This window comes from Nesterenkonia haasae (genome assembly GCF_010119385.1).
GTDB classification, from domain to species: Bacteria; Actinomycetota; Actinomycetes; order Actinomycetales; family Micrococcaceae; genus Nesterenkonia; species Nesterenkonia haasae.
In genome coordinates, this window is record NZ_VFIE01000017.1 from 500,844 (window position 1) to 523,088 (window position 22,245).

Here is a 22,245-nt window from a genome sequence, read left to right on the forward strand (position 1 = left end):
AAGGTGCCGTTGATCAGGGAAGACATCTTGTCGACCGACCGGGCCATCGCCTCCTTTCGTTCTGACGCCTCCTCTGGATAGCCCCAAGGAGACTCTTGTCACAGCCAAAGCAGCACCCGGCAGCCGATCCTCGGCGCCAGTTCGCTCCCCGGACGGCGACCCAGCTGCCCTCAGGCAGCACCGCAATCGTGTATTGCGAAGGACAGTTCGGCGAGCAGGACGGCAAAACAGCCAACGGTCTTGTCCGTCACTCTGAGAAGTACGAAATCGTCAGCGTCATCGACAGCCGCCAGGCCGGAACAGATGCGGGTTCTTTCCTCGACGGCACGCCCAACGGCATTCCGGTCCTCACCGACTTGCGCCAGGCAATTGCCCACGCCGGTCACGTGCCCGACTACCTCATCTGTGGTGTCGCACCAGCCGATGGCCTACTATCGGCCGATCAGCGCGTCGTCCTACTGGACGGAATTGCCCGGGGTATGCACATCATCAACGGACTGCACGAGTTCCTCAACGACGACGCCGAATTCGCCGCTGCCTCACTCCTTGCCGACGTGACGATCACCGACATTCGACGGCCCAAAGAGAAAAAAGACCTTCACCTCTTCTCCGGGAAAATTTTTGATGTCACATGTCCGCGAATTGCGGTGCTAGGCACTGACGGCTCCATAGGTAAGCGCACCACCGCAACCCTGCTGGTGCAAGCTCTGAACGCCCACGGAATCAAAGCCGTCATGGTCGGCACCGGTCAGACGACACTCATCCAAGGTGGCAAGTACGGCGTTGCGCTCGATGCGTTGGTGCCCCAGTTCTGCTCGGGCGAGGTGGAGCACCAAGTAGTCTCCGCGTTCGAAGGGGAAAACCCAGATATCATCATCGTCGAGGGGCAGGGCGCCCTCAGCCACCCCGCCTACCTCACCTCAGCCCACATCCTGCGCGGCAGTCGGCCAGCTGGTGTGATCGTCCAACATGCCCCTAAAAGGCAGGTTCTGGGTGATTTCCCCATGGTGGCGATGCCCACTGCAGCACATGAGGTACAGCTTATTGAAGCCTTTGCCGACACCAAGGTTGTGGGGATCACGGTCAACCACGAACATATGACCGGCGAAGAGATCGGCGAAGCTATCAACGCCCTGGAACTCGAATTCGGCATCCCCGCAACCGACCCCCTGACCCGTCCCCTCGACCAGCTGGTCAAGATGGTTCTGCTCGCTTTCCCCGAACTCGAGACGACCATCGCATCGACTACCCGGTGACCACCCCCAGGCTGGAGACTGACCTCGACGCCATTACCCACAACACCCGCTCCCTGGCGAATCAGCTGGCACACCGCGGAATCGGTATCACCGGGGTTGCTAAGGCCACGCTCGGATCTCCGAACGTGGCAGCCGCCATGATTCGCGGCGGGGTCCGCGGGATGGGCGACTCCCGAATGGAAAACATCGCACGGCTGCGCGCAAGCACTCTGCAGAGCTCGCTCACACTGATCCGGTCGCCAATGCGAAGTCAGGCGGAGTGGGTGGTGCGAGAGGCCGATTGCAGTCTGAACACTGAGCCGAGGGTCCTGGATGCGCTCTCGGCTGCCGCTGTGCGCAGGCGCACCGTGCACGCTGTGGTGCTCATGGTTGAGCTTGGGGACTTGCGTGAGGGGGTCGCCAGCGAAGATGCTGTCGAAATGGCGAGCACCGTCGCGAAACGTCCGGGACTGCGACTGGCAGGCCTGGGGACCAACCTGGCGTGCAGAAGTGGCGTCATGCCTGACCAGAACAAGATGGATGAGCTCTCCAGTCTGGTCGAACAGGTCGAAACACGGGTCGGACACGGACTGACCGTGGTCAGCGGCGGGAACTCGGCCAACCTCGACTGGGCGCTGAGCACACCAGACACCGGCCGTATCAACGACCTGCGTATCGGGGAGTCAATCCTACTGGGGACTGAACCGCTGCATCGCCGCCCGCTCAGTGGGCTCCGCGCGGATGCGTTCACTTTGGTGGCCGAAGTGATCGAGCTCAAAACGAAGCCAGCACAGCCATGGGGCCAGACAGCACAAAGCGCCTTCGGAGATCTCCCCTGGCGTCCCCGTACCGGTTCGGTGCGCCAGGCGATTATTGCTCTGGGTCGCCAGGATGCAGATCCGGAGGGACTCACTCCCCCGGTTGGAATGACGGTCCTATCCGCCAGCAGCGACCACCTGGTCTTGGACGTCGGCGATCACGAGCTTGCAGTCGGCGACGACGTCGCCTTCGGCCTCAACTACAGTGCTCTGCTCCGGGCTATGACGTCGCCCTTCGTTCGCAGCAACGACCTGGGAACAGCCCCACACGGCGCCACCGTCGCGCCCAAGGACCCGTTGTTCACCAAATACGCAGCCTAACTTAGACCGGCTGCGGACTCCTCCGGGAGACTGTTATGGCCATGAGTGGCCCTACAAGGGGAATCACCACGGCGAGCACGATATAGGCAAGCTGTGTGCCGAAAGTCAGCTGCTGTGCCCGCAGGACGCTCCATACAGCCCATACAGCATCTCGAGAATCATCAAGACCCACGTTATAGCAACACAAGACTCAGGATCGATTTCCCATTTAAGATGAATAGATTGCCATCCACTTGTAGGGAGAACATGCGACCGCAGGTCCAACGTGTACGAATCAGCTCCGCGACGGCAGCTACCGTCGGATTGGCAGTTATAGCTTCGGGATGTTCTCCCGCAGAAGATGATGAGTCCGATACAGCCGCTGGTGAGGATGCCGGCCCTGGAGTCGCTTCGCAGACTGACGTACTGCCCGCAGATCGTCCAGTTTTCGGTGTAAATCCTGCCCATGGCTATCCCGGAGACCGCAGCGTTCGTCACAGAGGAAGCCAGCGCAGACCTCGGCATAGAGATCAAGCAAACCTGGTGGCGCCAAGTTTTCTCCGAAGAGACCAGGTCCCAGTTTCCGCACGTGCGACTCATCAATTGGTTCAACTGGGACAAGCACGAAGCCGAAGTTGATTGCTTGTGCGCTGGTCCGTCACTAGTGATGAAAAGACCGCTGAAGCTTTTGGGGACGACCTTCCCACGTGGCTGGCCACCGCCGACGACCTGCGGAGCGCCGAGTAACTCTGCGCCAAAGCAGTCGAAAACCTCTACTGCTCCGGCAATGCTGGTGGTTTCTTCGTGGTGAAGGAGATAGTGATCCAGCTGTGCGGATCCTCCCCATCCAGCCGAGCAAGGGCGAGGTCGCGTACGGCGTCCCAGTCTTCTAACGCTCTGGGCGGCTGCCCGGCTGGAACATAGAACACGATGTCTACGGTTCGTGCTCGACCCTGCTGGGACACATATGCCCGAGCATCGGCGAACCCTTCTGAATCAACAATGCTTGCGGCGACACCATCAGCGCGGGCCTTCAACTCTGGTGGCGTGACTAGGGAAATCTCTGCCACAGACTTTCGTAGCGTGGAAAACGGTATTGGAATGAGCACGAGTGCTACCAACGCCAACACCGCCGGATCTACGTAGGGCATGAGCCAGGCCGCGTCAGTGCCGTCAATCACCGCGCCCAGGCCGAAAGCGATCAGCAGCGCTGAAGTGACTCCCCCAGCCATGATCCACCCTTTGACGTCAATGGCTACCAAGGCGGACTGAATCTTCCGATTGGCCCGGCTTTCAACGAAGCCGATGACGCCGGTCAGGACCACGACAACCGCTGCATAGAGCACTGCGGGACCGAATTCCACTTCCCTGCCACCGGAGATCAGCGCGGAGACTGCCTGGAACAGGGCGTATGTCGCCACCGACATCATCAGCAGGGCGTTGACCGCCAGGACGATCGGTTCGAAGTGCCAAAACCCCATGTTGAAGCGGTACTGCGTCCGCCTTGACAAGGAATTCGTGGCAGATTTCGCGATCAATCCGGCCAGTGTGATGGAGACGATCGACATCACAGCATCGACGAGCGAGAAGACTCCGTCGAAGAGGATCGCGAAGGAGCCCGAAAACAGGCCAAAACTAATGCCCAGGGCAGAGACTAACAGCACCCCAGCCAGGGACAGTTTCAGCACCTGCTGCTCCGTGCGCAAGAAAACTACTTCCTTTCAGCTCACCACACCGGGACCAGTTCAGATGTACTGGCCTATCTGCTCGAAGTCTGGGCGGCGGCCCGTGCCGACTGCGCCCGCTCATCACTCGGGTTGGGCTCGTACCCAACGTTGGCCATCGCCATGGTATTCCAGCCAGGCCTGCTGTGACAGGTCTGATCTATTCCCGCGGCGTCGATCCCGGTCATCGGCCCGACCACCAGACCATGGGCTCGCAGGGCGATCACGAGGCTCATCGAGCCTGCCTCTTCAGCGGTAGCCGGCCCCGTATTGAGTCGGGACGTAGTCCAACGGGTGGTCAAAGTACTGGGCTGCCCGGAGCGGAAAGTGCGGGTCGCGAAGAGCCTCGCGGCCGATCAGCACCACATCAGCCTGGCCAGTAAACACGATGTGCTCGGCCTGAACCGGTTCGGTGATGAGGCCGACTGCCGCGACCGGCAGCCCCGTCTGCTCCCCGATGGCCGCTGCTAGACGAACCTGATAACCCGGCCCAATGGCGAAGCGGGCCGGTGCTGCGCCACCGCTGGAGACATCAATCATGTCCACACCGTGGTCCTTCAACCAGTGGGCCACCTGGATGGTGTCTTCCAGGGTGAGCCCCTCTTCGACCCAGTCGGTGGCGGAGACTCTGACCACGATGGGCACATGCCAACCCACACGGTCCCTGACCGCGTCGACGACCTGGAGCAGGAGCCGAGCGCGATTGGGCAATGAGCCGCCGTAGGCGTCGTCGCGAGTGTTACTCAGCGGTGAAAGGAACTCGTGCAGCAGATACCCATGGGCGGAGTGAACCTCGATCAGGTCGAAACCGGCTCGGACTGCTCGTTCCGCTGAATCGGCGAATGCCTCGACGATCGTGCCGATGCGCTCAATATCAAGGGCCTGCGCGGGATCCAGACCCGGGTAGGGCTCTGCTGTAGCCCCCACGGAAGTCCAACCGCCCTGCTCGACGGGTACAGAGCCGCTTTGCTCAGTGAACGGACCGAACGTAGATGCTTTGCGGCCGGCATGAGCCAGTTGGATGCCGGCAGCTGCTCCCTGAGAATGCACGAAGCTGACGATGCGTTCCAGGGCTTGTTCCTGTTTGTCGTTCCACAGACCCAGGTCTTCTGGTGAGATGCGCCCCTCAGCGGTGACGCTCGTCGCCTCGGCAATCACCACCCCGGCGCCTCCCCGCGCGAAAGATCCCAGGTGCGCCAGATGCCAATCGGTAGCCACTCCATCCCGTGCGAAGGCCGAATACTGACACATCGGCGGAATCCAGATTCGGTTCCGCACAGTCAGGCCGCGGAGTGTCATCGGCTCAAAGAGCTTCGGCTGCACACGTTTCATTGACGGTTGTTCCTTCCACCTCGGGGTCCACCATGTCTAATACCCGTCGGGGACAGTACATTCCCGGTCCGGTTCGGGCTCAGCGTGTAGCAGAATCAACTGTCTTCAAAAGTGCACGAACCGCAGGGGCTACTTGTTCTGTGAGCAAAGGTGCAAGATGCTCCGCTGGTGTCAGAGACTCAAGCGCAATCCACCGCAGCTCGGCGATCTCCGCTGCCGGCCGCAGCGAGTCCAGCAGGTCCAGACCAGTCTCGTCGAACTCCACGAGGAAGTTATGACACATCACGGCCGTGTTTGTCTCATTGGCGGCCTGGGCACTGAATGTGCCCAAATCGACGAGCTGTGCGGGTTGAAGGTGCAGACCTATCTCCTCCGCGACCTCGCGCACGGCGGTCTGCTGCGGGGTCTCCTGGAATTCCGGTTTGCCGCCGGGCTGCATGAACCGGTGAGTGCCTTCCTTACGCACCGTCAGTACCCGGTGGAAACGATCGAGGATCACGACTGCGGCCACTCGAATAACGTTCTGATGAGTCACTTGAACCAGCCTATAGAACTATCGCGCAGAACGGGACCGGAAAGATCCAAACTAAAGGCCCTGACCGGCGTCCCAAAGACGTTCAGAAGTTCCAGTGAGCAGTGCGTCCAAAGATGTTGCCTGAGCGTCCGTCAGGGAGGCGACGTAATCGATGATCCCCCGGCCCTGCGCGTGCCGCAGCAGCCTCGGCTCGTCGTCAGCGTCCAACAGATGAGGTTCATCCCTGCGGAGTCTGAACACATCCTCGGTTGCCAGCTCAACTAAATCCACCAGGCGGCGAGGCGCACGGCGCGCATCGTGGGCATCAGCGAGCCAAGCGTCGAATCCCAGCACCAGCCGCTTCAGTAATCGGGCCTGCCCCCGTTGGTAGACGGTGAGATCCGGTCGGTCCAGAATGAACCGTTCATGGAGGAACTTCAGCACTGCCACCTCATGCCAGGCTGCGCGGTTGAGATTCACGTGCCCCGACCGCACGTCAGGATCCGTGTGGACCTCCACTGACTTCTGCAGGTGACTGATCCACCTAGACGTAAACGTCGCCAAAGACCGTTCGGCTTCGCGCGAGCCGTCAAAAGGGGCCACCAGTAGGCCATCGACGACGTCTTCACTGACCAGGTCTACCGCTGCGGCAAACGCGTCCTGATCTGCGATCCACTGGTCCTTGGTCCGCAGTCTCCGCCACAGCAGCTCGAGGGAGCGGCCGGGCAGGCGTAGTGAACGGTTCAGCTCATAAGTCGTGAGCTCGTTGAGCTGAGTACGGTCCGCTCGCCATGCCTTGAACTCAGCGGAAATCGCCGACTGATTCAACAAACCTGCCCGGTAGAAATCGTCCAGGTCGTGAAGTGAATACGCAATGTCGTCGGCGATATCCATCACCGAACATTCAACAGTCTGCTGCCGGGCACGGATCTCCGGGTACGCCTGCCGGGCCGTACGCATAGTGTGCAGGTCCAGTGTGTACACCGCGAACTTCTTGGCACCCCCACCCTGCGGGTCTGGCGACAAACCGCGCTCCAGGTGGGGACCCGAGTGCTGGCCAGCGCCCTCGGCGCGTATCCAGGGGTACTTGAGCACCGCGGAGCGCACTGCGGCTGTGAGGTTCAGACCCGCATCGGCGCGGTCGTACTGGTCTAGTCGGGTCAAAATCCGGAAACTCTGCGCATTGCCTTCGAAACCTTCCGAGAGCCCAAAGTGGTCCCTGGCCAACCGATCCAGAGTCTGCTCACCCAAGTGCCCGAAGGGCGGATGGCCCAAGTCGTGAGCGCACGCCGCCGCCTGCACGACCACTGGGTGGCAGCCGCCGAGCCCTTGAAGTGTCTGGTGTGCCTGTCCTGCGCTGACTGAGATGGACACTGCAATAGCCCTCGCCACTGCCGCTACTTTGAGCGAGTGGGTCAGGCGGTTGTGGATGGCCATCCCCGCCCCGGTCTGAGAAATGACCTGAGTGACGGCCGAGAGGCGGGAAAAGTAGGGCGAGAACCGGATGCGTTCCAAATCTGCGCGGAACTCGGGCCAACGCTCGAGACGCTGGTACGCATCCAGGGTCTCCGGTTCGTCCCGGGCGAGTCGAGGATCGGGTTGCTCAGTCATCCGTCATTCTCCCGTCTAGTCCAATCGCGCCAGCCTCCCTCGAAGCCGCGCCGCAGTCCGAGTCTATGTGGGCCCCGGGGTGGGGATACCTTCACCTGCACTGATTGTGGAAACATAAGCAGCATGAATGATCTCTTTGTGGGCTCTGAAGTGGGTCAGCTGCGGCAGGTGATTGTGCACCGGCCAGGCACCGAGCTCCTGCGCCTGACACCCGAAACCAAGGAGGACCTGCTCTTCGATGATCTCCTATGGGTTCGCCGGGCCCAGGAAGAGCACGACCAGTTTTCAGCTGCCCTGGAATCCGCGGGGGTTGAGGTCCTGCACCTTGATGTTCTGTTGCGCGAGACGCTGGCTGTGTCCGAAGCCAAGGACTTTATTCTCGACCGCACATTCGATGAGCGCTTGCACGGTCCTGCTGCGGCACCTCTTCTGCGCCAGGTGGCAAGTGAGCTCGACGACGCTACGTTAGCTGAGTTGGTTATCGGCGGACTCACCAAGCGCGAGCTGATGGAACTCACAGATGAGCCACGCTCCATAGTGCTGCACTCCATGGGGCCGGATGATCTGGTGGTTGCGCCGCTACCGAACCACTTGTTTGCGCGCGATGCATCCTGCTGGGTCTACGACGGTGTGGCAGTGAACTCGATGCAGAAACCTGCCCGTATGAGGGAAGCTGTGACCTACGAGGCGACCTACCGCTGGCACCCTCGCTTCGCAGATGTGCCGTTCCACCGCTGGTCCGATGGGCTCACTGATGCTCAAGCCACTGTGGAGGGTGGTGACGTTTTAGTCATCGGCAATGGAGCGGTGCTCATAGGGATGAGCGAGCGAACCACACCGCAGGGAGTGGAGCGGATCGCAAAGCGGCTCTTCGCCGCCGGTTCAGCAGATCGCGTCGTCGCCCTTGACCTTCCGAAGGCGCGGTCCTTCATGCACCTGGACACGGTAATGACGATGGTAGATGAGCGGTCCTTCATTGAGTACGCGGGGTTGGGCGATCTCGCCTCCTATACGATCACCCCTCGCAGCGGCAGCGGAGACACCCCGCAGGAGGTCGACCTCAATATCGCCGACCATGACCCAGGGCATGCGCACCGGGCGATCGCGGACGCACTCGGTCTGCATGGACTGAGGATCCTCACCGCGGAACAAGACCTCCACTCAGCAGCACGCGAGCAGTGGGACGACGGGTGCAATGCTCTGGCTGTGGCGCCCGGGGCAGTCGTCACCTATGACCGCACACCCACCTCGAATGCTTTCCTGCGGGAGTCCGGCGTCGAGGTCATTGAGGTTCCCGGCGGGGAGCTCGGACGCGGCAGGGGCGGACCAAGGTGTATGAGCTGTCCGACGCTGCGTGACCCTGTGAGCTGAGAGTTGAGGGCGAATCGCCGCATGGCGTGACTGGGCACCGCGCAACGGGCAGGCGAGCACCAACCAGGGACGCTTCTCAGGAGGTGCTGGACTCCGAGACCTGCCAGAGTTGGACGAAGTTTCCCTCGGGGTCCTGCAGGGAGGCGAACCTCCCGTTCGGGTAGGTCTGCGGATCGACCTCAACGTCAATACCGGCACTACGGAGTCTCCCGACCATGCCATCGAGGTCATCTACACGTAGGTTCAGTCCCCACCCAGAATGGCCGAGGTGATCATTGGGAGCGTCATCGCCGAATGGTGCGAATATCGTAGGCCCAACGGCCTGAATCCAAACCGGGGCATCATAGGAAGCTGGTGGGCGGGGAATATCAAGATGCTCGGCGTACCAGTCACCCAATCGGTCAGGATCTCCTGCACGGAAGAAGAACCCGCCAATTCCAATCACCTTCGCCATGGGCCGATTTTACGTAGCCGACCGACCGGAGTCGAGCCTGCCCGGCCTGACTAGAAGTGGCATTAGACGGCTGGCTAATACCCCGCCTCGTGACGTCCAAGGTGCACAGTCGATTTTTATTCACATAAAACTCACAGAAACTAAGATCACGAGATGATAACGCTAGTGCATGACTGATTTTCCGGGGTTCTTGCCTCTTGGGACCCTCGCGGAAGCCGGTTGACGTGACCATTCTGAGACACTTTACTGGAGTGCGGACATTGAAAGTGATGTTGGCGTGACATTCCCATCGCGTCACCCGCATCACAGAAAACAGACCACCAACCTCTGTGAGGAATCAAGACTCTTATGAAGACCACCCCCACTTGGAAGAAGTTCGTCGGAGGCTCCGTAGCGGCCGCTGCTCTGGCCGGCGGCGCAGTCGTGGCCCAGGCCCCCGTGGCAAACGCTCAGAGCGACTGGGACCGTTTGGCTCAGTGCGAGTCCGGCGGCAACTGGTCCATCAACACCGGTAACGGTTTTTACGGTGGACTCCAGTTCATGAAGGCCACCTGGGACTCCATGGGCGGCCAGCAGTACGCGGAGTACCCGCACCAGGCTTCCCGTGACCAGCAGATCGCCGTGGCTACAAAGCTGCAGGCCGCCGCAGGCTGGGGCCAGTGGCCTTCATGCTCCAGCCAGCTCGGACTCTCGGGTAGCCCGAATGGTGGAGGCAGTGCACCTGCCCCTGAACCAGCTCCTGAGCAGACCCAGGAAGCACCCCAGCAGCAGGCCCCGCAGCAGACCGAGCAGGCCCCCGCACCACAGCCGGAGCCAGAGGCTCCGCAACAGGCAGAGCAGGCACCTCAGCAGCAGGCGCCGCAGCAGCAGCAGCAGTCGCCGCAGCCGGCCGGAGAATTCTCCGCCCAGCCTAACGCTGACGTCCAGCTCTCAGGCGAGGCGTACACTATCCAGTCCGGTGACACACTGGGCTCCATCGCAGATGCGCTGGACTTGGATTGGAAAGACATCTGGGGCGCAAACACTGACCAGATCGATGATCCGAACCTCATTTTCGTCGGTGACGAGCTGAAGCTCCCCGTCGTCAGCGGCTAGGACTGTTCCACGAGTTCAATAACACTGGGTTCAGAGCCTCCTCGGAGAGGGTGAAACCAACGGTTCCATGCTCATCGGTGCGGTAGGTGGCAGTTCCTAGATCATCTAGGACTGCCACCACCTCCTCCGATGGGTGACCGTAATCGTTGTTCTCCCCTACCCCGATGAGGGCTATGGCTGGCTCCGTGTGTTTAAGGACAGCGGTCCCGCCGTTAGCGGCACCGTGGTGGGAGACCTTCAGAACATCAACAACACTCGGTAAAGCGTCTCGGGCGAGCAGGATGCCCGCGATGTCCTCTTCGAGGTCACCCAGTGTCAGCAGGCGCAGCGGATCGGTCGCGGATCCGACTGCGCCTGCTGACGTTTCGGCCTCCCAGAGCTCAAAGTGCACGACCAATGAATTGTCATTGGTATTGGTGTGGTAGTCCGCCGCGGCCCATACCTGCCAGCTCACCGGAAACGAGCCATCATGGCGCTGGCGCTGTCCCACCCGGCCCCGGGACTCAGGTACATGCAAAACAGTGCCATCGTGGGCTTCCACAGCCTCTAGCACGCTCCACCCGGCAGCTCCTGAGTAGATGATCGTCCCAATCGCTGCCGCCTCCGCGACACCAGGAGTACCTCCATAGTGGTCAAGATGGTCATGCGTGATCATCAGAATATCCACGTGCTCCACCCGAAGTGTGCTCAAGCACGCTCGAGCCAACTCTGGTTCTTCACCCGTGTCTACTACAACCCCCGCGTTCTCACCGGTCCGAACGACAAGCATGTCACCCTGCCCCACGTCACAGAGCGCCAACCGCCAGTCATCCGGTGCTGTTTGCCCGAGAAGTGGCACAGGCAGGGCGCTCAGCGGAAGAATCACCGCGACCAGGGCCCCGCATGCCGACCCAAGCAGGAGTCCTTCTCCCCTGTGTGGACGACGTCGAGAGTCGATGACCATCCGGCACAGCGCGAGGGCGGCGACTGTGTACAAACCTGCCAGCACCCAGCCGACTATCCCCGTCGGCCACGGTGCCAATGCCTGGGGCAACGAGGCAGCTGCGTAGCCAATGATGGCAATACCGGCGCCGGGGAGTCCGGCCAGCCAGAGCAGTCCGGTGGAGAACCAGGGCACAGTGGTGGACACCACTGCGGCCAGCGTTCCTGGAACCGTGACGAGAGGCAGCAATGGGCCGGCGAGAATATTCGCCGGAATGCTGTACAGGGTGACTCCCTCTGCGATGGGCAGCAACACCGGAGTGACGAACAGTTGGGCTGAGACTGCAAGTGCCAAGGGAGCCGCGACGAAGCTCGGCAGGCGTTCGACGAAGATGTCCTTGAGCCTGGCGCCGATCAAGACAATCCCGGCAGTGGCTGCCACAGAGAGCTGGAAAGCTGGTTCAACAGCAAACCACGGGTCGAAGACCAGAAGCAGGATCACGCACAGACACAGCAACGCCGAAGAAGCCCGGCCACGCCCAGCAAATACGGCCAAGGCTCCGATAGATCCCATCACAGCGGCGCGAACGACGCTCGGGGCGGGTTGAACGAGCAGCACGAACAGCACCAACCCAGTGACGAGCAGCGGCAACATGCACCAGCGGGGCATGCGCAGCATACGTGACAGACCCAGGAGCGCACCCATGACCAAAGCGCAGTGAGTCCCGGAGACCACCGTCATATGCGTCAGGCCGGAGACGCGCATGGCATCGGTAAGTTCCTCGCTCTGAGCAGATCGGTCCCCCAAGATGACTCCAGGCAACAGTGCAGGCGACTCCCCCACTGCGTAGGACGACTGGTGTGCTGTCGCGTCGCGGAGACCGTTGAAGACATCAGCCATATGGGCCCAGCGGTCCGATTCCTCACGATGCGGCTCAGCGGATCCGAATGGGCGCAAAACAGCGGTGGTGCGATCGGTGGCTTTGGTCGCGGAGAGACTCATCATCGCCGTATACCGGTGCCCAGCACGCAGCTCGGTCTCAGTGAAGATCATCACGTTCGCTCGGACCGGCTGAGGTCGCTCCCCCCAACTCAGCACAACAGCTTGGGTCCTAAAACCGTCTCCGCTGAGCTGCTGGACGGGAAGTGCATCCCTGGTGACTCGAAAAGTGACACTCACCGGCACCTGCGACTCCACGGCATTCGCCCACCCGGACTCTTCGTGGCCGTGCTGGGTCTGGGCGGCCGATAGGGCGATGCCCGATGCTACGCCGGAGCTCAGCGCCAGGTGGAGCAGCACCGCCGCCAGGAATCGTCTGCGCTCTGAGGGAGCGTTTGCTGCCGTGTGTGAAGATCGCCCAGTTCTTGTCAGCAGCAATGCACCGGCAGCAGCAACCAATGCACCAAGGAGCAGTCCACACCCCATGCGCAGCGAATGGGGAAGCCCACTCTGTACAACCACCAACGCTATGATCCATCCGGTAAGCGCCGCCGGAGCCAGGCGCAGGTCGAGAGGCTGATGCCGCTCAGCCATGCTTACCACGTGACATCGTCAGCGATACTCTCGATGATGGCCGGACCGATACCACTGACTGCGGCCAGTTCCTCCAGGGAACTGAACCCCCCGTTGGTCTCGCGATACGTGAGGATCCTGTCGGCCAATGCTGGACCAATACCTGGAAGCTGCTCCAGTTCATCAGCATGGGCGGAATTGAGGTCCACCTGTGCGCTCTCTACGGTTCCGCTCAGGTCATCGGACCCGGCTCCCACCGGAGGCGCCTGTCCAGCGTCCAATTCCTCAACGGTAGGTACGTAGATCATCTCCCCGTCAACGACAGATGCTGCGAGGTTCGCACCCTCGGGGGCGGCATCCTCAGTGAATCCGCCGGCAGCTTCCACTGCATCTACGACTCGGTCATCGGCCTCCATGTGAACCACCTGCGGCTCCTGAACAGCCCCTGCGACGTGCACCACCACCAAGTCCGGTGAGTCAAAAGCTTGAGTGTTCTGCTCCGCTAGCTCGTCACCTGGTGACTCACGGGGACGGTTTTCGGATGTTTCTGCAAAGGAAGGCGGTTCCGGCAGGGATCGATCAGTGGGCCGCGAGGTAAGCCAAGAGACCGTGGCCCAGGTGATGAGCAGCACCAGAAATACCGCCACTGCGCCCCACCGCAATCCGAATCGAGCTGGGGACGCGTGATCGGCCTGACGCTGCGCTCTGAGCTGTTCACGGCGAGTCATCAGCTCTTCAGCCGGGTGCCTCGCGCCATGCCGTTCCATGGATATCAGGCTAGGTTTCCCCCGCGTGGCGCCCCCGACCCAAAGTCAGACTGTGTGGAGTTTCCGGAGGGTCAGAGGCCTTAGAGCAACTGCTGGGGATAAGTCTGTCGAAAGCGCAGTGTCCGGTGGTTCAGCTACCAGCACTAACGCTGATTCCCAAGGCTCCGAGTCCCAGATGAGCAGCTAACCCAGGTGGCAGTTCAATCACAGGTACCGGCTGCGCAGAATAGGGCAGCACCTCCGCCGCGAGCTCGGCAGCATCCGCCGGATTCCCACAACATTGGACCCCCAGCCGCGGATTCTGCAATGTCTGAGCATATTCGATGGCTGCCTCAGCCATTCGGGCAAGAGCCCGAGGCATGGAGTGCGTTCGTTCCACCAGCACGATCTCGCCGTTTCGCAGCGCGAGGAGCGGTCTAATGCGCATCATCGACCCCAGCAGCGAAGCCAACCTGTTGATTCGCCCTCCGCGACGCAACTGTTCCAAGCTAGGCACTGCGAAGAAGGAGCGCGAACTGGAAGCGACGGTTTTAGCCGTCTGCTTGACCTGCTCCTCTGTTCCGCCCAGACGGGCTGTGAGGGCAGCCGCTACCACCGTGTGGCCGAGCCCGAGGCCCGCCTGCGCTGAATCGAGAACTGTCACGGGCAAAGGCGCATCACGTGCGGCGAGCCGTGCTGCATCGACAGTGCCTGAGAGCTTCGCCGACAGATGGATAGACACCGCACCTGCGAACCCCGCCTGGTGCAGCTGCTCGTATGTCTCAGCAATCCTGCCCGGTGAGGGGCGTGAGGTGCGCACCGGCAGTCCCTGCGCCAGAGCTAGGGGCAGGTCCCGAACAAGCTCATGTGACCACTCTGGGTACATCTGACCTTGCTGCGGGCTGGCGTCTATCATCACTGGGATGGGCACGATCCGTATGTGGTCCCCGAGCAGGCCCAACTCTAGGTCACCGGTTGAAGCGTCGACAGGCAGGGCACAGGCGGCGTCTGTCACCACTGCGATACGTCCGCGGGTACGTCGCAGGACCGGTTTGCGGCCCGGCATCGCTGAGCGCCTGGAGTACAGCTCAGTGTCCAGGGACTGCACCCAGCTCACAGTGTCCATAGTCGCCTCTGACTAAGTAGGGAGATCTACCCTGTCACAACATTCACGAGTTTCGGTGCCCGAACAATCACTTTACGTATTCCGCCGTCATCAGCGATGTACTTCTGAATTTTAGGAAGTGCCAGCGCCTGCTGCTCCAGCTCTTCCTCGGTGATGTCCGTCGGTACCTCGAGTTTATCGCGCAATTTGCCCTTGACCTGGACTACCGCAGTGATGGTGTCCTGGACCAACAGTGCCTCCTCGACGGTTGGCCAGGTGGAGTTCGCCACAGACGGCTCATGGCCTAGCTTCGCCCACATGTCCTCCGCCGTATACGGAGCGACGAGGGAGAGGACCTGTGAGGTGAACTCAGCGGCTTCCCGGACAGCGGGGTCGTCCGAACCTGCCCCGGAGTCGAGTTCCTTGCGCGCAGCATTGACCAGTTCCATGGCGCGGGCAATCACGACGTTGTACTTCTGATCATCCAACAATGTCTGAGCATCAGCGATGGTTCGGTGAGTCACAGCCCGCAGCTTCTTGGCACCGGCGGCAGGGTCCGTACCAGGTTCACTCGTGACGTCCTGCGCCAGTCGCCAGGCTCTCGCTAAGAACTTCTGACTGGCCGCCGGGCTGACATCGGCCCAGTCGACGTCGTCCTCAGGCGGTGAAGCGAAGACCATCGTGAGTCGGATGGCATCGACACCGAACTCGTCCAACTGTTCGCCCAAGTGCACGCCGTTACCCAGTGATTTCGACATGGCCTTGCCGCCATTGAGAACCTGTCCTTGATTGAGCAGGGCACGGAATGGTTCTACAAAATCTACTAACCCCATGTCGTGAAGCGCCTTGGTGATGAATCGCGAATAAAGCAGATGCAGAATCGCATGCTCCACGCCGCCAACGTACTGGTCGACGGGCAACCACTCGTTCGCCTCATCGGTGGGGAAGATCACGTCGGTGGAGGTGGGATCGATGTACCGGATGTAATACCAGGAGGAGTCGACGAACGTGTCCATGGTGTCTGTGTCCCGGGTCGCGGACTTGCCGCAGCGGGGGCACTCAACGTTCACCCAGTCGGTGTTGGAAGCCAGTGGAGACTTGCCCTTGGGTGCTAGTTGCTCCCCGCGCATATCGGTGGGCAGCGTGACTGGCAACTGGTCCTCGGGAACGGGCACCTCGCCACACTCGGCGCAGTGGATGATGGGGATTGGTGCACCCCAGAAGCGCTGGCGCGAAACCAGCCAGTCGCGCAGCCGGAAATTGACGGTGCCGCGACCAGTTCCTTTGCTCTGCAGCCAATCTATGATGGTCGCCTTAGCCTGCTCGACCTCTAACCCGTCCAGGGAGATGTCGCCATGTGCGGAGTTGATGGCGGCTCCGGCACCCGTGTAGGCCTCACCGTCGAACTCGGCAGGCGGCTGCACCGTCCGCACGATGGGCAGGTCGAATGTTTTGGCGAACTCCCAGTCGCGCTGATCCTGACCTGGAACGCCCATCACAGCGCCCGTGCCATAGTCCGCCAAAACGTAGTCAGTGGCGTAGACCGGCATCTGGGCTCCGGTGGCAGGATTGGTCGCGTAGACGCCGAGGAAGACCCCGGTCTTCTTGCGGTCAGTGGCCTGACGCTCGATGTCCGAAACGGACTTCAGCTGCTCGCGATAGGACTCCAGATCAGCGCGCTGATCCTCTGTGACGAGCTCGGCGGCCAGCTGCGCATCAGCAGCAACGACGAAGAATGTGGCACCGAAGAGTGTGTCCGGACGGGTGGTGAACACGGTCACGGTGTGTCCACCATCAATGGCGAAGTCGACGTGCGCCCCCTCCGACCGGCCAATCCAGTTGCGCTGCATGGCCAGCACACGCTCCGGCCAGGAGCCCTCCAGCTGGTCCATATCGTCCAGCAGCCGATCGGCATAGTCGGTGATCTTGAAGTACCACTGGTTGAGGGCCTTCTTGGTGACCATGGTGCCGCAGCGTTCACAGGCGCCGGAGACGACCTGCTCATTGGCGAGCACGGTCTGACAGGATGGACACCAGTTGACCGGCGAGTCTTTTCGGTAGGCCAGGCCCTGTTCGTAAAGTTTAAGGAACAGCCACTGGGTCCACCGGTAGTACAGCTCATCCGATGTGTGCAGCCGTCGAGTCCAGTCGGTGCTGATGGCATAGCGTTTGAAGCTCGTGGCCTGGGTCTCGATATTGCGGTAGGTCCACTCAGCCGGGTGCGCGTTGTTCTTGATGGCGGCGTTCTCTGCGGGCAGCCCAAATGAGTCCCACCCGACCGGGTGCAGCACGTTGAAGCCGCGCAGCCTCCAGTAGCGCGCCGGGACGTCGCCGATGGCGAAGGCCTCAGCGTGGCCCATGTGAAGGTCACCGGATGGATAGGGGAACATATCGCAGACATACTTCTTGGGCCGCTCGTCGGCGGAGTGGGCCACAAAGGTCCCGTCCTGCTCCCAGAACGGCAGCCATTTGGCCTCAATCGTTCGGAAGTCGTAGGACTGCTTTTCAGCGGTTTCGCTCACAGGTGCGCACCTCAACAGTTCACGGAAAATTCGACTCAGGACAGTCTAGATGGTTCTGGGACTCGCTACGCTGTGCTTCGTGGGAAAAATACAGACGACGACGCAGCCTCGCTTCCTCCCTGCGCCCTGGGCGGAGCATTCTCACCGGGAGCCAGAGCAGGTCACGGTCCCGATTCGGGTCGAACTCGACAGCCATGAGATCAGCACTGAAAGCACAGTCTGGCGCTACCGCGCCCCGGCTACCGCACCTGCCTCCGGACGACTGCTGCTTGTCCACGGTTTCCGTGGCGACCACCACGGTATGCAGCTGATCGCCGATGGGCTACCTGAGTTCGAAGTGCTGGTTCCAGACCTGCCCGGCCATGGGCAGTCACCATCCCTACGGACGCAGAATGGTGGGCGTGTTGAGCACAGTCTCGAACTCTACGCGGCGTTCGTTGAAGCAGTGGCTCATGCCATGGACCTGGGTGAGGGTGACTGTCTGGTGGGACATTCGTTTGGGAGCACCGTGTGCTCAGCCCACTGCGCTGCGTCCAACCGGAACTGGTCCGGCCTGGTACTGAGTGCACCAATCAGCAATAACATATTCCGCGGAAGACTCCTCCCCGGCGCCGCTCTTGTCGACCTGTACTACCGCTTCACAGAAGTTCTTCCTGAATCCGCAGGGGACGCCGTCCTGCGTTCAACCACAGTTCTAGAGGTGATGAATCTCACACTAGGAGTCGGGTGGGATGACCAGTTGGCGGCTTTCGTGAAAGACCAGCACCGTCAATTCTTTGGTGGCTATTCGGATCGGCAGACGCTCCTGGAGTCATATCGGGCTTCGAGCCGGCACACAGCAACGCAGTTCGCACCAGCAGTCAGTGTGCCCACATTGCTGTTGCCCGGTGCCCAGGACAGTCTCAGCACGTCGGACGGGCTTCGGGCACTGCGGGACGCACTGCCCCAAGGCAGGCTGGAGGTGATCCGCGGAGCTGGTCACCTGGTGCATTATGAAAAACCCGCTCAGCTGGCACGGGCCATTCGCGGATTTGTCTCGGAAGTGACCTCGGTCGGCTCATAAAGCGACCGCGCGTTTACTCAGTGGGTTCTAGAACTGCAGCGCAGCGGTGTCGTCGACAGCGATGCGCAGTGCACGGCCCTGGCCGGCGGTATACGCCGAACCGGTCCTTCGAGCACGGGACACCTCCGCGACCACACTTGCCGCCTGCGCGTAGCCGAAGAACAGCATCCAGCGGTGGGTCCCCTCCTCCGTCGGGGCGGGGCCGACCCAGTTCACCCCCTCGGGGAGCTTCACCTGGGCTACAAACGCCTCAGCTTCTCGGGAGTCTCCTGTGATCGTCAACATCCGGACTGCCGGCGGCAGATCTAGTTCCAGCCGTCGGTATAGCTCCCGCCGTGCGTAGCCTGCCGGGTCCCAGCGGACAAGCGCACCGGTCAATTCTGGGTCGTCGGCGGTCACCACAACCGCGCCACGTTGGCTTCGACTCCGGACGAGGGAAGCAGCGTTGAACCACCGTGACAGCACCTGTCGCGGAACGTCGAGGCCTTCCCTGGCGAGCTGGGCATCACCATCGAGGATGAGTGCCGCAGCATACCCTTCACGAGCCACCGGTTCGACCCCAGGCGTGCTGATGACTAGCGAGGGCTTGTCCGCCACCTCGCGCACGGGGTGGTCGCTGGTTGATGAGATCACCGGGATATTGGGAAACGCTCTGCCCAGTTCCTGAGCTGTGCGGTCGGCTCCTATTGCCCCTGCCCGGAATCTGCCTGCTCCGCATTCGGGACACCGGTGACCGCGCTGGTGCAGTCCGCACCAGCGGCAGCGCAGCGAATCGGACTGCCCGAAGTGGCCCGGCAGCGCCAGCGGGCCGTGACATTCCGGGCACACCTGGCGTGCACGGCAGCGTTCGCACAGCACTGCGGGGATAAAGCCGGTCCGGCCCACCTGGACTAGGACTGGACCGCGTTCAAGCCCGTCGCGGGCGGTTCTGTAGGCCACTCCGGGCAGTCTGGCGCGCTGCAGCGTGGGGTCCCGCTCCTGCTGATAGGAGTCGCTGGAGGCGGTCACCACTGGTGAAGCCCCGGTCCGCACAGTTCGTGGCGGACTCAGCTCCGCCAGCCATCCGCGTTCCACGAGGCGTTGAACTTCTAGGCTCCGCGAGGTTGAGATGAACCGTATGCCCGCTCCGGTCTGCACGCTGCGCAGCAGAGCCACTTCACGGGTGTGGTGATAGGGCGCGCGCGGCTCCTGGTGGCTGGGGTCGTGATCGTCGACGATGATGATCTGCGCCGGACCCTGCACCGGAGCGAAGACCGCTGAGCGAGTTCCCAGCACCACACGCGCCTGTCCGTAGCGGAGCCGAAGGTAGGATCTGTAACGAGGGGTGGGACCCATCTCTGCGGTGAGCTGAGCCACCGTGTCAGCCCCAAGCTCCTGTTCCAAAAGGGGCATCACCCGGTCGACGTCGCGCTGATCTGGGACGGCCACAATCACGCCTTTGCCTACAGCGTGAGCGGCTTTGGCAGCTGTGACAACAAGATTCGGCCAGCCGTCGTCCCCGAATGATTTCAACGCGAGGGTAGCTTCACGGGGCCCGGGATCGGTGGGCACCGGGGCAGGAGCGGGTGCCTCTTCGCCAGCGAACTCCTTCTCCACACGGGCTGCTCGCTGTGGAATGGCGGCTCGCAACACATCTGCAGTGACTCCGGCGTAGCGTTCCGCCACGCCACGACAGAGCGTGAGCACTTCAGGGGACAGCAGGGGCAAGGCGGTGACGACTTTGCTGATAAGCGTGAGCCTAGGGGCCGTCGTCGTATGAGCTCTGTCCAGAACGTATCCGGACATATCGCGGGAGGAAAAGCGCACTTTGACCCGTGCGCCCGGGACAATCTGCTCGTCCAAATCGATCGGGACTGCATAGTCGAAAATCCGGTCCAGGTGAGGCACTGGAGATTCAAGTAACACCTGCGCGATAGGCAGGTTCTCGGCAGCCCCCGCAGGCAACTTCGCCGCCGGGGCAGGCGCTAGTGCGTCCAGCAGAGCGGGCTGATCACCATCACGCTCAGTCACTTCCGCTCACCTCCTTCACGCCAGCGATCGTATCCTGATGCGCTGAGATGCTCCGGGTCGCGGCTAGAGAGGGGTGTATCGGTGCCGGGCCTGCTCGTCGGTCAGGGCCGTGGGATCAGGCGTTGAACTGCGAACGCAGGGCCTCGACGCGGTTGAGCGCTTCCCATGGAAACTCCGAGCGACCAAAGTGGCCATTCTTGGCGGTCTCGGCGTAGATCGGGCGCTTCAGGTCCAAGTCCTCGATAATGCCCAGCGGACGTAAGTCGAACACGTCGCGAATTGCGGATGAAATCGCCACTGGATCCACATGCTCGGTGCCGAAGGTCTCGACGTAGATCCCAACGGGGTGTGCACGGCCTATTGCGTACGCTATCTGGATCTCTGCCCGATCAGCTAGTCCCGCTGCGACGACGTTCTTGGCCACCCAGCGCATTGCATAGGCTGCAGACCGGTCGACTTTGGAGGGGTCTTTGCCGGAAAAGGCGCCGCCGCCGTGCCGGGCGAACCCGCCGTAGGTGTCGACGATGATCTTTCTGCCCGTCAGACCAGCATCACCGACAGGGCCTCCGACCACGAACGGTCCTGAGGGGTTGATGATCTCTTCCATGGTGCTGAGGTCGAGGCCGGCCTCAGCCACTACTGGTGCGATAACGGATTCCGAGATCTCGGCGTGGAGCTGCTGTTGCGAGGTTTCCTGTGTGTGTTGGGTGGATACCACGACTGCGTCGAGGGAGACGGGCCTTGCACCGTCATAGCCGATGGTGACCTGAGTCTTGCCGTCGGGCCGCAAGTAGTCGAATGTGCCGTCCTGGCGGACTTTGGTGAGTTGCGCGGACAGCCGATGAGCCAATGCGATCGGCGTAGGCATGTAGGTTTCAGTCTCGTTGGTGGCGTAGCCGAACATGATGCCTTGGTCACCGGCGCCCTGCGCCTCACGCGGATCCTGGGCTCCCGACCGTGCTTCGAGGGAGTTGAACACCCCACCGGCGATGTCCGGTGACTGCTGGCCGATGGAAATGGAGACGCCGCATCGGGCGCCGTCGAAACCGTTGGCGGATGAGTCGTATCCGATGCCGAGGAGCGTAGACCGGACGATCTGTGGGATCTCGACATAACCGTTGGTGGTGACCTCACCCGCTACATGCATCAGACCAGTGGTTGTCAGCGCCTCAACGGCGACCCGCGAGTCGGGATCAACTGCTAACAGGGCATCAAGTATGGCATCAGAGACTTGGTCACATATCTTGTCCGGATGGCCGATTGTCACCGACTCGGAGGAGAAGAGGCGCAGGGGGTTGGTTGTGCTCACCGGCTCATCCTAACGTGCGCCACATAGGCGCTCTGCGTCGCTGTCATACGGCGCAACGCGGCGTGCCTGGCTCAGGCTTCAGGTTCGCTGAGAAGCCGGGCGGTGCGTGCGATGACCGCTGCGGCTGCCTCCGCCTTATTTCCGACCACATGAACAGGCTCGTTTTCGCCGAGCTTCTGCTGGGCGCCATCCGAGGCGAGTATGTAGATCTCGGTGGCATCCTGGCCGAAGACGAGGTTCTCGCCCACTTGGTTGAGGACCAGGAGGTCGCAGCCTTTTCGCTTGAGTTTCTGTTCAGCCAGCCCAATGGGTGCGTGGGCGGCGTCGCCCGTTTCAGCGGCGAAGCCGACAATCACAGCGGGGCCGTTGCCAGACTCGCTGCGGCGCCGCACGGTGTCCGCAAGGATGTCAGGGTTCCGCTCAAGAGTGATGACAGGGTTCTGTCCGTCATCGGATTTCTTAATCTTGGCCAGGTTGTAATCAGCGGGCCGAAAGTCGGCTACAGCCGCGGCCATGATGAGCACATCAGTCTGGGTACTTTCCCGCAGCACAGCCTCTTGCAGCTCAGCCGCCGTTTCCACGTGCTCCACAGTCAGGTGAGC

At 61.6% G+C, this 22,245-nt stretch carries 18 protein-coding genes; 5 read left to right on the top strand and 13 right to left on the bottom strand.

The window, feature by feature from the left end; all coding sequences use genetic code 11:
- Positions 1-95 precede the first annotated feature (95 nt).
- Both FH975_RS02430 and FH975_RS02435 read left to right on the top strand, forming a co-directional pair.
- Positions 96-1,256: a DUF1611 domain-containing protein gene (locus tag FH975_RS02430; protein ID WP_235928285.1), complete on the top strand. Its 1,161-nt coding sequence runs from the start codon at positions 96-98 to the stop codon at positions 1,254-1,256.
- Complete coding sequence (locus FH975_RS02435; RefSeq protein ID WP_162319863.1) at positions 1,253-2,374, top strand: alanine/ornithine racemase family PLP-dependent enzyme; 1,122 nt, start codon at positions 1,253-1,255, stop codon at positions 2,372-2,374. Before FH975_RS02430 ends, FH975_RS02435 begins: the two co-directional genes overlap by 4 nt.
- Before the next feature lie 752 nt (positions 2,375-3,126).
- Here FH975_RS02435 and FH975_RS02440 read toward each other — a convergent pair.
- The 5 genes from FH975_RS02440 to FH975_RS02460 form a co-directional block, all read right to left on the bottom strand.
- The gene (locus FH975_RS02440; protein WP_162319864.1) at positions 3,127-4,059 is read right to left on the bottom strand and encodes a cation diffusion facilitator family transporter; all 933 of its coding nucleotides are present in this window, start codon (positions 4,057-4,059) and stop codon (positions 3,127-3,129) included.
- 53 nt (positions 4,060-4,112) lie between these two features.
- Complete coding sequence (locus FH975_RS02445) at positions 4,113-4,313, bottom strand: nitroreductase family protein (protein ID WP_162319865.1); 201 nt, start codon at positions 4,311-4,313, stop codon at positions 4,113-4,115.
- Positions 4,314-4,326: 13 nt separating this feature from the next.
- Positions 4,327-5,400, bottom strand: a complete 1,074-nt coding sequence (locus FH975_RS02450) for an NADH:flavin oxidoreductase/NADH oxidase (protein ID WP_162320054.1) — start codon at positions 5,398-5,400, stop codon at positions 4,327-4,329.
- A gap of 88 nt (positions 5,401-5,488) precedes the next feature.
- Entirely contained in the window at positions 5,489-5,944 is a 456-nt protein-coding gene (locus tag FH975_RS02455; protein WP_162319866.1) for an NUDIX hydrolase, read from the bottom strand.
- 51 nt (positions 5,945-5,995) lie between these two features.
- Entirely contained in the window at positions 5,996-7,534 is a 1,539-nt protein-coding gene (locus FH975_RS02460) for a deoxyguanosinetriphosphate triphosphohydrolase family protein (protein ID WP_162319867.1), read from the bottom strand.
- 123 nt (positions 7,535-7,657) lie between these two features.
- On the opposite strand from FH975_RS02460, the gene FH975_RS02465 reads away from it, so the two are divergent.
- Positions 7,658-8,905 carry an arginine deiminase gene (locus FH975_RS02465; protein ID WP_162319868.1) on the top strand — a complete coding sequence of 416 codons (1,248 nt, stop codon included), beginning with the start codon at positions 7,658-7,660 and terminating at the stop codon, positions 8,903-8,905.
- Positions 8,906-8,981: 76 nt separating this feature from the next.
- Here the strand turns inward: FH975_RS02465 and FH975_RS02470 are convergent, their stop codons facing one another.
- Positions 8,982-9,359, bottom strand: a complete 378-nt coding sequence (locus FH975_RS02470; RefSeq protein ID WP_162319869.1) for a VOC family protein — start codon at positions 9,357-9,359, stop codon at positions 8,982-8,984.
- Between the two features lie 348 nt (positions 9,360-9,707).
- Here FH975_RS02470 and FH975_RS02475 point away from each other — a divergent pair, with 348 nt between their 5' ends.
- Positions 9,708-10,454: a transglycosylase family protein gene (locus tag FH975_RS02475; RefSeq protein WP_162319870.1), complete on the top strand. Its 747-nt coding sequence runs from the start codon at positions 9,708-9,710 to the stop codon at positions 10,452-10,454.
- Here FH975_RS02475 and FH975_RS02480 read toward each other — a convergent pair.
- The 4 genes from FH975_RS02480 to leuS form a co-directional block, all read right to left on the bottom strand.
- Positions 10,444-12,909, bottom strand: a complete 2,466-nt coding sequence (locus tag FH975_RS02480) for a ComEC/Rec2 family competence protein (RefSeq protein ID WP_162319871.1) — start codon at positions 12,907-12,909, stop codon at positions 10,444-10,446. The two genes, FH975_RS02475 and FH975_RS02480, sit on opposite strands and share 11 nt — an antisense overlap.
- Before the next feature lie 2 nt (positions 12,910-12,911).
- The gene (locus FH975_RS02485) at positions 12,912-13,655 is read right to left on the bottom strand and encodes a helix-hairpin-helix domain-containing protein (protein WP_162319872.1); all 744 of its coding nucleotides are present in this window, start codon (positions 13,653-13,655) and stop codon (positions 12,912-12,914) included.
- Between the two features lie 130 nt (positions 13,656-13,785).
- The gene (locus FH975_RS02490) at positions 13,786-14,760 is read right to left on the bottom strand and encodes a DegV family protein (RefSeq protein WP_162319873.1); all 975 of its coding nucleotides are present in this window, start codon (positions 14,758-14,760) and stop codon (positions 13,786-13,788) included.
- A 26-nt stretch (positions 14,761-14,786) separates the two neighbouring features.
- Positions 14,787-17,291 (bottom strand): leucine--tRNA ligase, encoded by a 2,505-nt coding sequence (gene leuS / locus FH975_RS02495; RefSeq protein ID WP_407938610.1) that lies wholly within the window; start codon positions 17,289-17,291, stop codon positions 14,787-14,789.
- Positions 17,292-17,340: 49 nt separating this feature from the next.
- On the opposite strand from leuS, the gene FH975_RS02500 reads away from it, so the two are divergent.
- Entirely contained in the window at positions 17,341-18,324 is a 984-nt protein-coding gene (locus FH975_RS02500; RefSeq protein WP_162319874.1) for an alpha/beta fold hydrolase, read from the top strand.
- A gap of 27 nt (positions 18,325-18,351) precedes the next feature.
- Here FH975_RS02500 and FH975_RS02505 read toward each other — a convergent pair whose 3' ends face one another.
- From FH975_RS02505 to FH975_RS16465, 3 genes are all read right to left on the bottom strand, one after another.
- Positions 18,352-20,334 (bottom strand): primosomal protein N' family DNA-binding protein, encoded by a 1,983-nt coding sequence (locus FH975_RS02505; protein ID WP_162319875.1) that lies wholly within the window; start codon positions 20,332-20,334, stop codon positions 18,352-18,354.
- A 115-nt stretch (positions 20,335-20,449) separates the two neighbouring features.
- Positions 20,450-21,643 (bottom strand): methionine adenosyltransferase, encoded by a 1,194-nt coding sequence (metK, locus tag FH975_RS02510; RefSeq protein ID WP_162319876.1) that lies wholly within the window; start codon positions 21,641-21,643, stop codon positions 20,450-20,452.
- Positions 21,644-21,714: 71 nt separating this feature from the next.
- Positions 21,715-22,245: phosphopantothenoylcysteine decarboxylase domain-containing protein (locus tag FH975_RS16465; protein WP_328821741.1), on the bottom strand; the 531-nt coding region annotated here is incomplete at its 5' end.